Annotated in this window: 9 protein-coding genes and 3 tRNA genes; all 12 read right to left on the bottom strand. The window is 43.6% G+C overall.

Annotation, left to right across the window (positions count from 1 at the left end):
* Positions 1 to 334 precede the first annotated feature (334 nt).
* Positions 335 to 4,621 carry a DNA-directed RNA polymerase subunit beta' gene (gene rpoC, locus H9625_RS16020; RefSeq protein WP_191765299.1) on the bottom strand — a complete coding sequence of 1,429 codons (4,287 nt, stop codon included), beginning with the start codon at positions 4,619 to 4,621 and terminating at the stop codon, positions 335 to 337.
* A 25-nt stretch (positions 4,622 to 4,646) separates the two neighbouring features.
* Positions 4,647 to 8,459 (bottom strand): DNA-directed RNA polymerase subunit beta, encoded by a 3,813-nt coding sequence (gene rpoB, locus H9625_RS16015; RefSeq protein ID WP_022040821.1) that lies wholly within the window; start codon positions 8,457 to 8,459, stop codon positions 4,647 to 4,649.
* Positions 8,460 to 8,570: 111 nt separating this feature from the next.
* On the bottom strand, positions 8,571 to 8,948 hold the full coding sequence (rplL, locus tag H9625_RS16010) for a 50S ribosomal protein L7/L12 (RefSeq protein ID WP_022040820.1): 378 nt from the start codon (positions 8,946 to 8,948) through the stop codon (positions 8,571 to 8,573).
* Between the two features lie 49 nt (positions 8,949 to 8,997).
* Positions 8,998 to 9,516, bottom strand: coding sequence for a 50S ribosomal protein L10 (rplJ, locus tag H9625_RS16005; protein WP_022040819.1), 519 nt, complete (start codon positions 9,514 to 9,516; stop codon positions 8,998 to 9,000).
* Positions 9,517 to 9,530: 14 nt separating this feature from the next.
* Complete coding sequence (gene rplA / locus H9625_RS16000) at positions 9,531 to 10,232, bottom strand: 50S ribosomal protein L1 (protein WP_022040818.1); 702 nt, start codon at positions 10,230 to 10,232, stop codon at positions 9,531 to 9,533.
* Between the two features lie 20 nt (positions 10,233 to 10,252).
* Positions 10,253 to 10,693 carry a 50S ribosomal protein L11 gene (gene rplK / locus H9625_RS15995; protein ID WP_022040817.1) on the bottom strand — a complete coding sequence of 147 codons (441 nt, stop codon included), beginning with the start codon at positions 10,691 to 10,693 and terminating at the stop codon, positions 10,253 to 10,255.
* Positions 10,694 to 10,752: 59 nt separating this feature from the next.
* Entirely contained in the window at positions 10,753 to 11,295 is a 543-nt protein-coding gene (gene nusG / locus H9625_RS15990; RefSeq protein ID WP_022040816.1) for a transcription termination/antitermination protein NusG, read from the bottom strand.
* A 16-nt stretch (positions 11,296 to 11,311) separates the two neighbouring features.
* The gene (secE, locus tag H9625_RS15985) at positions 11,312 to 11,506 is read right to left on the bottom strand and encodes a preprotein translocase subunit SecE (protein WP_022040815.1); all 195 of its coding nucleotides are present in this window, start codon (positions 11,504 to 11,506) and stop codon (positions 11,312 to 11,314) included.
* Positions 11,507 to 11,521: 15 nt separating this feature from the next.
* A tRNA-Trp gene (locus tag H9625_RS15980) sits at positions 11,522 to 11,594 on the bottom strand.
* A gap of 61 nt (positions 11,595 to 11,655) precedes the next feature.
* Positions 11,656 to 12,849 (bottom strand): elongation factor Tu, encoded by a 1,194-nt coding sequence (gene tuf, locus H9625_RS15975; RefSeq protein WP_087211339.1) that lies wholly within the window; start codon positions 12,847 to 12,849, stop codon positions 11,656 to 11,658.
* Positions 12,850 to 12,896: 47 nt separating this feature from the next.
* Positions 12,897 to 12,968: transfer RNA gene (locus tag H9625_RS15970), tRNA-Thr, on the bottom strand.
* A 16-nt stretch (positions 12,969 to 12,984) separates the two neighbouring features.
* Positions 12,985 to 13,057 (bottom strand) — tRNA-Gly (locus H9625_RS15965).
* Positions 13,058 to 13,134: the final 77 nt, after the last annotated feature.

Raw genomic sequence — 13,134 nt, 5'->3', positions numbered from 1 at the left:
CTCGGATAAGGGTATTAACTTTCCATCTTATGTCTGCTTCATTTACACCAACCGTTCCGAATAGCTATAGGGCTTTGGTTTGTATAGCAACCTTACCCACGGTTTTATTCCTTATATGAAGTTTCTGTTCGTCAGACCAGATGTTTGCCGCCAGCTTCCTTCAGATTCCACCTCACGATGGACACCCTTGCTTTTGGCTGTATGATTCCCGCTATTAGGGCTCATTGGGGACTTGCACCCGTTAGCTAATACTCATGCCGAGCGTACTACCAAAAAAGCTCCCTACCCCTTAACGGGCGGGAGCTTTCTATGATAAACACCAAAGAGATAATGATTATTCTACTTCGTTATAGTCGAGCACATTTTTCTTGTTGGCAAGGATACGGTCGTATTCTTCTTTCGAACCTACAATAATCTTATCGAACTCGCGCTGTCCGGTACCTGCAGGAATCAAGTGACCGCAAATCACATTTTCCTTCATACCTTCCAGACGGTCTACCTTACCGTTGATGGCCGCTTCGTTGAGCACCTTCGTCGTTTCCTGGAAGGATGCAGCCGACATGAAGCTGGAAGTCTGCAATGCGGCACGGGTAATACCTTGCAGAATCTGTGTAGAAGTCGCAGGAATAGCATCACGTACCTCTACCAATTTCAAGTCACGGCGTTTCAGCATACTGTTCTCGTCACGCAACTTACGTGCCGTAACAATCTGCCCCGGCTGGAGATTCTGCGAATCACCTGCGTCAACCACAACTTTCTTGCCCCAGATACGGTCGTTTTCTTCATTGAACTCCAGACGGTCTACCACCTGTTGTTCCAAGAAGCGAGTATCTCCCGGCTCGTCAATCTGTACCTTACGCATCATCTGGCGTACGATAATCTCAAAGTGCTTGTCGTTAATCTTCACACCCTGCAGACGGTACACATCCTGGATTTCATTAACGATGTATTCCTGTACAGCCGTAGGTCCCTTGATAGCCAAGATGTCGGCAGGCGTAATGGCACCATCGGACAACGGTGTACCAGCACGTACATAGTCATTTTCCTGTACCAGAATCTGCTTAGACAATGCAACAAGGTACTTCTTTACATCACCCGTCTTCGAAGTCACAATAATTTCACGGTTACCACGTTTAATCTTACCCATCGTCACCTCACCGTCGATTTCGGATACTACGGCAGGATTGGACGGGTTACGTGCTTCGAACAACTCAGTCACACGAGGCAAACCACCGGTGATATCACCCGCCTTACCTACGGCACGCGGAATCTTCACCAAGATATCACCTGCCTTCACGGTCTGTTTGTCTTCTACAACCACGTGACCACCTACCGGCAAGTTATAAGTACGGATTTCGTTGCCATTCTCATCGGTAATATGCAACGAAGGTATCTTGTTTTTATCTTTCGATTCAGTAATGATGATTTCACGCAAACCGGTAGCTTCATCGGATTCCACTTTATAAGTCACGTTTTCGATAACCGACTCGAAAGCAATCTTACCTGAAACCTCGGTTACGATTACAGCGTTGAACGGGTCCCACTTCGCAATCAGCTTGCCCTTTTCTACCACTTCGCCATCCGAAGCATACAACTTAGAACCGTAAGGTACATTGTGGGTAGACAAGACAATGCCTGTATTAACATCGATAAACCGGACTTCGGCCAACCGACCTACAACAATCTTCACAGGTTCGCCAGTTTCTTCTACTGCATCTACAGTACGCAATTCTTCAAATTCCAGACGTGCGTCATTCTTTGCTACAATACTTGCATTTGCTGCCATATTGCCTGCGATACCTCCGGCATGGAAGGTACGCAAAGTCAACTGAGTACCCGGTTCACCAATAGACTGTGCTGCAATGACACCCACTGCTTCACCTTTCTGTACCATACGGCTGGTAGCCAAATTACGTCCGTAACATTTTGCACAAACACCTTTCTTCGATTCGCACGTCAATACCGAACGGATTTCCACGCTTTCTATCGGAGAGTTTTCGATTTCCTCAGCAATGCTTTCGGTAATCTCTTCGCCCGAAGCTACAATCAGCTTTCCGGTAGTAGGATGAATCACATCGTGTACAGACACACGTCCCAAGATGCGTTCGTACAGCGTAGCGATAACTTCATCGTTGTTCTTCAATGCCGTACAAACCAGACCACGCAAGGTACCACAGTCTTCTTCATTGATAATCACATCGTGTGACACGTCAACCAAACGACGGGTCAAATATCCGGCATCGGCTGTCTTCAAGGCTGTATCGGCAAGACCTTTACGGGCACCGTGGGTAGAAATAAAGTATTCCAACACCGAAAGACCTTCCTTAAAGTTCGAAAGAATCGGGTTTTCGATAATCTGTGCGCCTTCGGCACCTGCCTTCTGCGGCTTCGCCATCAAACCACGCATACCAGACAACTGACGGATCTGTTCCTTAGAACCACGGGCACCGGAATCCAACATCATAAATACAGAGTTGAAACCTTGGTCATCGTTCTTAATGGTCTTATACAAGATATCTGATAAATCACTATTTACGTGAGTCCATGTATCGATAACCTGATTATAACGCTCGTTATCGGTAATGAAACCCATATTATAGTTCATCGTGATTTGTTCAATTTCTTCATTACCGCGTTTTACAAGTTCTTCTTTTTCCTTCGGAATGATGATATCGCCCAAGTTAAACGACAAACCTCCCTCAAATGCTTTCTGGTAACCCAGGTTCTTGATGCCATCCAGGAAGTCACAGGCACGTGCCACACCGACCTTCTTGATAACATCGCTGATGATGTCGCGCAAGGATTTTTTCGAAATAATGGTATTCAGATAACCGCATTCGTCCGGAACCAACTCATTGACAATGACACGGCCGACAGAAGTTTCCTTAATCATCTTCTTAACAATGTTGCCATTCTCGTCAAGGTCGTTTGCCACCACACTGATGATAGCATGAATGTCCACCTTTCCTTCATTATAAGCAATCATCGCTTCTTCCGGACCGTAGAAAATCAATCCCTCACCTTTAGCTCCCTTACGGAGTTTAGTAATATAATAGAGTCCCAATACCATATCCTGTGCAGGCACAGTAATAGGCGCCCCATTGGCAGGATTCAAGATATTATGCGATTGAAGCATCAATAGTTGGGCTTCCAATACAGCTTCGTTACTTAAAGGCAAATGAACAGCCATCTGGTCACCGTCAAAGTCAGCATTGAATGCCGTACAAGCCAATGGATGCAACTGAATAGCCTTACCTTCAATCATCTTCGGCTGGAATGCCTGAATACCCAGACGGTGCAGTGTCGGTGCACGGTTCAATAGTACCGGATGACCTTTCATTACATGCTCAAGGATATCCCAAATCACCGCTTCCTTACGGTCGACAATCTTCTTTGCCGATTTCACGGTCTTGACTATACCACGCTCAATCAACTTACGGATAATAAACGGCTTGTACAATTCGGCAGCCATCAACTTGGGAATACCGCATTCACCCATTTTCAACTCCGGTCCTACAACAATAACCGAACGTGCTGAATAATCGACACGTTTACCCAACAAGTTCTGACGGAAACGTCCTTGCTTACCTTTCAAACTATCCGATAAAGATTTCAAAGGACGGTTTGAATCAGTCTTCACCGCACTTGATTTCCGTGAATTATCAAATAATGAATCGACAGCCTCTTGTAACATACGCTTTTCATTACGCAAAATCACTTCAGGAGCCTTGATTTCAATCAATCGTTTCAGACGATTGTTACGGATAATCACACGACGATACAAATCATTCAAGTCGGAAGTGGCGAAACGTCCACCATCCAGCGGAACCAACGGACGAAGTTCAGGCGGAATAACCGGTACAATACGAACAATCATCCATTCAGGCTTGTTGCGTCCACGTGAAGCACGGAAAGATTCTACTACCTGCAGACGTTTCAATGCCTCGTTCTTACGCTGTTGCGAAGAGTCATTGTTCGCCTTATGGCGCAACTCGTATGAAAGCGCATCCAAATCCAAACGAATCAGCAAATCATAGATTGCTTCCGCACCCATCTTGGCGATGAACTTGTTCGGATCGGTATCTTCCAGGTATTGGTTGTCCTTCGGAAGCGTATCCATGATGTCAAGATATTCTTCTTCAGACAACAAATCATATTGATTAACACCGTCTTCAGCTTTTACACCCGGCTGAATAACGATATAACGTTCGTAATAAATTACAGCATCCAGTTTTTTGGTAGGCAAACCTAACAAATAACCTATCTTATTGGGCAAAGAACGGAAATACCAGATATGCGCTACAGGAACTACCAGCTGTATGTGCCCGCTACGTTCACGGCGCACTTTCTTTTCTGTCACCTCCACACCGCATCGGTCGCACACGATTCCTTTATAACGGATACGTTTGTATTTACCGCAATGGCATTCGTAGTCTTTTACCGGACCGAAAATACGTTCGCAAAACAAACCGTCACGTTCCGGCTTATAAGTACGGTAATTGATAGTTTCGGGCTTAAGCACTTCACCATACGAGTTTTCAAGGATTTCCTCGGGTGACGCTAATCCGATCGTAATCTTGGAAAAATTACTTTTTATCTTAGAATCTTTTCTAAAAGCCATACTTTCTTAATTTCAAAATTAACTATTATTCCAATGTAATACTCAAGCAAAGACCTCTCAGCTCATGCAACAACACATTCAAAGACTCAGGGATACCCGGAGTAGGCATCGGCTCGCCTTTTACGATTGCTTCATATGCTTTCGAACGTCCTACTACATCATCCGACTTAATGGTCAGAATCTCCTGAAGGACATGAGCCGCACCGAATGCCTCAATTGCCCAAACCTCCATTTCTCCGAAACGCTGACCACCAAACTGTGCTTTACCACCAAGCGGCTGTTGAGTAATCAAAGAGTACGGACCGATAGAACGCGCATGCATCTTGTCTTCTACCATGTGACCTAATTTCAACATATATGTCACACCGACTGTAGCAGGCTGGTCGAACTGTTCTCCTGTACCACCATCATACAAATATGTCTTGCAATAACGTGGCAAGCCTGCCTTGTCTGTCCATTTGTCCAAATCATCCAAAGTAGCACCGTCAAAAATCGGAGTAGCAAATTTCACGCCCAATTCCTTACCGGCACGTCCCAGTACAGCTTCAAAAATCTGACCGATATTCATACGAGAAGGCACACCCAACGGGTTCAATACGATATCTACCGGGGTACCATCAGCAAGGAACGGCATATCCTCCTGACGGACTACACGCGATACAATACCTTTGTTACCGTGACGACCTGCCATCTTATCACCCACACCAATCTTACGTTTCTTTGCAATATATACTTTTGCCATTTGGATAATACCCGAAGGAAGTTCATCACCGATAGTCAAAGCAAACTTCTTACGCTTCAACTCGGCATCAAGTTCTTTATATTTCTTCAGATAATTCATTACCAAATCGCGAATCATATCGTTCTTATGAGCATCTGCCGTCCACTTGCTTAACTGGACAACCGTATAGTCCAAAGATTCCAAATCATGCTTGGTAAACTTCGCACCTTTGGCAATTACTTCTGTACCCAAATAGTCTTTCACACCCTGTGAAACTTTCTCGTCTGTCAATACCAACAGCTTCTCTATAAGAATTTCTTTCAGAGCTGCAGCCTTTTCTTCAAACTCTTCATTCAATTTTGGAAGAATCTGCTTGTCAGCATTCTTCTCACTACGAGTCTTAATAACACGAGAATACAATTTCTTGTCAATGACTACTCCACGCAATGAAGGAGAAGCTTTCAGTGAAGCATCTTTCACATCACCTGCCTTATCACCGAAAATAGCACGCAACAGTTTTTCTTCCGGCGACGGGTCCGATTCACCTTTCGGAGTAATCTTACCAATCAGGATATCACCCGGTTCAATACGGGCACCGATACGTACGATACCATTTTCATCCAAGTCTTTAGTAGCTTCCTCACTTACGTTCGGAATATCCGAAGTCAGTTCCTCCATGCCTCGTTTTGTTTCACGCACTTCCAGGATATATTCATCCACATGCACAGAAGTAAGAATATCTTCGCGCACCATGCGTTCATTCAATACGATAGCATCCTCATAGTTGTATCCCTTCCACGGCATATAAGCCACCAGCAAGTTCTTGCCTAAAGCCAACTCGCCATTTGCCGTAGAATATCCTTCCGTTAAGATATCGCCTTTCTTCACACGCTGTCCTTTGCTACATATCGGACGCAAGTCAATAGTCATGCTTTGGTTGGTCTTACGGAATTTCGGAATACGATATTCTTTCAATGCCGGTTCGAAGCTTACAAATTCTTCATCCTCGGTACGGTCATATAATACACGAATAGTAGTAGCATCTACAAACTCAATGACTCCATCTCCTTCAGCCGCAATCTGTGTACGAGAATCTTCGCACAGCTGCTTTTCGATACCTGTACCTACAATCGGAGCCTCTGTACGCAACAAAGGCACAGCCTGGCGCATCATGTTCGATCCCATCAATGCACGGTTTGCGTCATCGTGTTCCAAGAAAGGAATCAACGAAGCAGCAATAGAGGCAATCTGCTGTGGAGAAACGTCCATCAATTCCACCTGATCGGGAGTTACCACCGGATAATCTGCATCCCGACGCGCTTTTACCTTATCACGGATAAACGTTCCGTCATCATTCAACGGCGCATTACCCTGTGCGATAATCTTATCTTCTTCTTCTTCGGCAGACAAATATTCGATACCTTCCGGTGAAAGGTCTACTTTGCTATCAGCTACCTTGCGATACGGAGTTACAATAAATCCAAGGTCGTTAATCTTCGCATATACACAAAGAGAAGAAATCAAACCGATATTCGGTCCTTCAGGAGTCTCAATAGGACACAAACGACCATAATGAGTATAATGTACGTCACGCACTTCAAATCCGGCACGGTCGCGCGACAAACCACCAGGACCTAATGCCGACAGACGACGCTTATGAGTAATTTCAGCCAGCGGGTTGGTCTGATCCATAAACTGTGACAATGCATTCGTACCAAAGAACGAATTGATTACAGACGAAATTGTCTTCGCATTGATCAAGTCTATCGGAGTAAACACCTCATTATCGCGCACATTCATACGTTCACGAATCGTACGAGACATACGAGCCAAACCGATGGCAAACTGATTGGACAATTGTTCGCCTACCGTACGTACACGACGGTTACTTAAATGGTCGATATCATCCACATCAGCTTTCGAGTTAATCAATTCTATCAAATACTTGATAATCTCGATAATATCTTGTTTTGTCAAAACCTTGACATCCATCGGCGTATCCAAATTCAACTTCTTGTTGATTCGGTAACGGCCGACTTCACCTAAATCATAACGCTTTTCCGAGAAGAACAAATTATTGATTACTTCACGTGCACTCGCATCATCCGCAGGGTCAGCATTACGCAACTGACGATAAATATACAATACCGCTTCCTTTTCCGAATTACTCGGGTCCTTCTGCAATGTATTGAAGATGATGGAATAATCAGAAGCATTCGCTTCCTCGTTATGAATCAGAATATTCTGAACACCCGATTCCAATATCAAATCAATATGCTCAGGTTCAATAATCGTTTCACGGTCGATAACGACTTCGTTACGTTCAATAGAAACTACTTCACCAGTGTCTTCATCTACAAAGTCTTCCGTCCATGTCTTCAATACACGCGCTGCCAACTTACGTCCGATTATTTTCTTCAGATTGGCCTTGTTCACCTTTATGTCTTCGGCGAGATTAAATATTTCAAGAATGTCTTTGTCATTCTCAAATCCAACAGCGCGCAACAGCGTGGTAACTGGTAATTTCTTTTTACGGTCGATGTAAGCATACATGACATTATTAATGTCTGTTGCAAATTCAATCCATGAACCTTTAAATGGAATAATACGGGCAGAATAAAGTTTAGTCCCGTTGGCATGGATACTTTGACCGAAGAACACACCTGGAGAACGATGCAACTGAGAAACAACCACACGTTCAGCTCCATTGATAACAAAAGTCCCTTTAGGAGTCATATAGGGAATAGGACCTAAATACACATCCTGAATAACGGTGTCAAAGTCTTCATGATCGGGATCGGTACAATAGAGCTTCAACTTCGCCTTCAAAGGAACACTATAAGTCAGCCCACGCTCCAAACATTCATCAATCGAATAGTGAGGCGGGTCGATATAATAATCGAGAAACTCTAATACGAAATTGTTACGCGTATCCGCAATGGGGAAATTTTCAGCAAAAACTTTATACAAGCCGTCGTTCTTGCGTTTCTCGGGCGGTGTATTCAACTGCAAAAAGTCTTGAAATGACTTCAACTGAACTTCCAAGAAATCCGGATACTTCATCGGATTCTTGATTGAAGCAAAATTAATTCGTTGGTTATTTGTATTAGAAGACATCTGTATGGAGTTAATTTATTAATTTCAGGAGTAAAACCTGTGTAGACGCAAAAAGGTTAAGAATCCTCCTATGAGGATTCTTAACCGAAATACCTGTTAAACAGGCAAATATTATTTGAGTTCAACTTCAGCTCCAGCAGCTTCCAAAGTTTTCTTCAATGATTCAGCTTCGTCTTTAGCCAAACCTTCTTTTACAGTGCTAGGAGCTCCGTCAACCAAGTCTTTTGCTTCTTTCAGACCCAGGCCACAAGCTTCTTTCACTGCTTTAACTACCTGCAATTTAGCAGCACCTGCGCTCTTCAAAACTACATCGAATGAAGTTTTTTCTTCAGCTGCAGCAGCAGCACCAGCAGCAGGACCAGCAGCAACAGCTACAGCAGCTGCAGCAGGTTCAATACCATATTCTTCTTTAAGGATAGTTGCAAGTTCATTAACTTCTTTTACTGTCAAGTTAACTAATTGTTCTGCAAAAGCTTTCAAATCTGCCATTTTTGTATGAATTTAATTGTTTGTTACTAATTGAAAAATATTAAAGTTGTTATTCGGGACGTTCTGCAAGCGTCTGAAGAACGCCGTGAATGGTGTTTCCACCTGATTGAAGAGCAGAAATAACATTCTTCGCAGGCGATTGCAACAAAGCAATAATATCTGCAATGACTTCGTTCTTGCTCTTGATAGTTGCCAAAGCATCGAGTTGTTCTGCTCCTACATAGAAACCTTCTTCTGCATATGCAGCTTTCAATGAAGGAACACCGTCTTTGTATTCTTTCAACAATTTTGCCGGGACATTGGCAACCTCAGTAAACATGACTGCCGTAGTACCCTTCAAAGAATCGAATAACGGTGAATAGTCAACATCTTCCATGCTCAGCAAAGCCTTGTGAAGCAAAGAATTCTTCACAACAACCATCTTAATACCGGCCTTATAGCACTTTCTACGCAAATCACTGGTAGCAGCAGCATCCATAGCTGTAGTATCTACCAGGTAGAAATGTCCATATTGCTTTACGGTATCAGCTAATTGACCTATAATTACGCCTTTATCTTCCTTTCTCATGACTCCTCCTTAGTTTATTGTATTTCATCTACTGATTTCGGGTCGATTTTAATACCCTTACTCATAGTACTTGAAAGATAAATACTCTTGATATAAGTACCCTTAGCTGCTGCCGGTTTCAATTTGATGATAGTAGCGATAAATTCTTTCGCATTTTCACGGATTTGGTCAGAAGTGAAAGAAATCTTGCCGATAGAAGTATGAACGATACCGCTCTTGTCTACCTTAAAGTCAATCTTACCTTGCTTAACCTCCTTAACAGCCTTAGCTACATCCATAGTCACAGTTCCGCTCTTCGGATTCGGCATCAATCCACGAGGACCAAGTACACGACCGAGAGCACCGATCTTACCCATGATAGAAGGCATTGTGATAATTACATCAACATCTGTCCATCCACCTTTGATCTTTTCAATATATTCATCAAGACCAACATAGTCAGCGCCAGCTTCTTTTGCAGCAGCTTCAGCATCCGGCGTACACAATACAAGCACACGAACCTGTTTACCTGTTCCATGAGGCAAAGATACAACACCTCTTACCATCTGGTTAGCTTTACGAGGATCCACACCTAAACGTACGTCGATATCAACTGAAGAATCAAATTTGGCGAAAGTAATTTCTTTTACCAGTTCCGAAGCTTCTTTCAGTGAGTATGCTTTCCCTGCTTCAATTTTTTCTGCAGCCAACTTTTGATTTTTTGTCAGTTTACCCATTATTAATTGAAGTTTATTTGTTATTTACCCGGGAAGTCACCTTTTACAGCGATACCCATACTTCTAGCTGTTCCTGCTACCATAGTCATGGCAGCCTCAATAGTAAAGCAGTTCAAGTCAACCAACTTATCCTGAGCGATTGTACGAATCTGATCCCAAGTCAATTCAGCGACTTTCTTACGATTCGGCTCAGCAGAACCACTCTTAATCTTCGCAGCCTCAAGCAGCTGAATAGCCACAGGAGGAGTTTTGATTACGAAGTCAAAAGACTTGTCTGTGTAGTAGGTAATAATAACAGGCAATACCTTACCTGCCTTGTCCTGGGTCCTGGCGTTGAATTGCTTGCAAAACTCCATAATGTTGATACCCTTCGAACCCAAGGCAGGTCCAACGGGAGGTGATGGATTTGCAGCGCCTCCTTTAATCTGTAATTTGATTAGTCCAGCAACTTCTTTAGCCATTTTCTTAGTTTTTAATATAAATGATTAACGAATAGAATAACGACACGTAACAAGATGTCTTATTCCTTTTCCACATCCGTAAAGCCCAACTCAAGCGGAGTCTTCCGCCCGAATATTTTGACCATCACTTTCAATTTCCGCTTTTCCGTACTCACTTCTTCAATGACACCACTGAATCCGCTGAACGGTCCGACAGAAACCTTTACTGTTTCTCCTACAACATAAGGAATGTTTGTGTCCTCACTTGCCTCCTGCAGTTCATCCACCGTACCCAGTATCCGATTTACTTCCGATTGTCTTAATGGTACCGGATGATCCAGTCCTCCTAAGAAACCGATTACATTGGTAATGTTTCTCAAATGATGAGCCACTTCACCAACCAACGCAGCTTCTATCAAGACATAACCGGGAAGATAAGTCCGCTCTTTCACAATTTTCTTACCATTGCGAACCTGATAGACTTTCTCCGTAGGAATCAATACCTGAGATACGTATTCGCCAAGGTTCGTATTCCGCATTTCTGCTTCGATATACTCTTTCACCTTGGTTTCCTTACCACTCACGGCACGAAGTACGTACCATTTCTTTTCAACCTCAGACATTTTCTTCAACTGTTAATTAGTGCGGATAGATAACATCTTCCATAATGAACTGGAAGGCAGAATCCATAAGAAAAACAACGAGTGCAATAAGCAGGGAAGCATATAAAACAACTACTGCACTACTAGAAAGTTCTTTACGAGTAGGCCAAGATACTTTATGGACTAGTTCGTCGTAAGATTCTTTACAATAATTCGTTATCTTTTTAAACATAGTTTTCAAATTTAGCACGGGAAGAGAGACTCGAACTCCCGACACTCGGTTTTGGAGACCGATGCTCTACCAACTGAGCTATTCCCGTAAAAATAGTTCCCGAAAATGAATCCGGGAACTATCTATCTTAATTCAATGATTTCCTTTAATTAGTCAAGAATTTCAGTAATCTGACCTGCACCTACTGTACGTCCACCTTCACGGATAGCGAAACGCAAACCTACGTTCAATGCAACCGGGTAAATCAATTCTACAGTGATAGTTACGTTATCACCCGGCATTACCATGTCTGTTCCTTCCGGCAAAGTAATTTCACCTGTACAGTCCATAGTACGCAGATAGAACTGAGGACGATAGTGATTGTGGAACGGAGTGTGACGGCCACCTTCTTCTTTCTTCAGGATATAAACCTCAGCTTTGAACTTAGAGTGAGCCTTAACCTGGCCCGGGTGACACAAAATCATACCACGTTTGATTTCGTTCTTGTCGATACCACGGAGCAGCAGACCTACGTTATCACCAGCTTCGCCTTCATCCAAGATCTTGCGGAACATTTCAACACCAGTTACAACTGATTTCTTATCTTCACCCAGACCCAAGATTTCAACTTCGTCACCTACTTTTACGCGACCAGCTTCAATACGTCCGGTAGCTACAGTACCACGACCTGTGATTGAGAATACGTCTTCAACCGGCATCAAGAACGGTTTATCAACATCACGCGGAGGCAGAGGAATCCAGTTGTCAACAGCTTCCATCAGTTCGATAACCTTGTCTTCCCATTCCTTCACGCCGTTCAATGCACCCAGTGCAGAACCACGGATGATAGGAGTATTGTCACCGTCGTAGTCATAGAATGACAGCAGTTCGCGCATTTCCATTTCTACCAGTTCCAACATTTCTTCGTCATCAACCATATCGCATTTGTTCAAGAATACAACCAAACGCGGAACGTTTACCTGACGAGCCAACAGGATGTGTTCACGAGTCTGAGGCATCGGACCATCAGTTGCAGCAACTACGATGATCGCACCATCCATCTGAGCAGCACCAGTTACCATGTTCTTCACATAGTCGGCGTGTCCCGGACAGTCTACGTGTGCATAGTGACGATTTGCAGTTTCATATTCTACGTGAGAAGTATTGATAGTAATACCACGTTCCTTTTCTTCCGGAGCGTTATCAATCTGATCGAAAGACTTGATTTCGTCAGCTTTAGTGAAACCTCTCTCTGCCAATACCTTAGTAATAGCAGCAGTCAAAGTTGTTTTTCCGTGGTCTACGTGACCAATCGTACCAATGTTCACATGGGGTTTGGTGCGTTCAAATTTCTCTTTAGCCATAGCTTTACTTATTTATTTTGATTAATAATCAGCTTTACATATTCGCGAGCTGTTACCGGGACTTGAACCCGGGACCTCTTCCTTACCAAGGAAGTGCTCTACCGCTGAGCTATAACAGCAAAAGAAGAAAAGAAGAGCGGAAGACGGGACTCAAACCCGCGACCCTCAGCTTGGAAGGCTAATGCTCTATCGACTGAGCTACTTCCGCAAATCAGTGGGCAAAGATGGATTCGAACCACCGAAGGCGTAAGCCAGCAGATTTACAGTCTGCCCCATTTGGCCACT

The sequence above is a fragment of the Phocaeicola intestinalis genome (assembly GCF_014837065.1).
Classification (GTDB): domain Bacteria; phylum Bacteroidota; class Bacteroidia; order Bacteroidales; family Bacteroidaceae; genus Phocaeicola; species Phocaeicola intestinalis.
The sequence above is the reverse complement of the archived record's forward strand: the minus strand, read 5'-3'. Positions and strand labels throughout refer to the sequence as shown.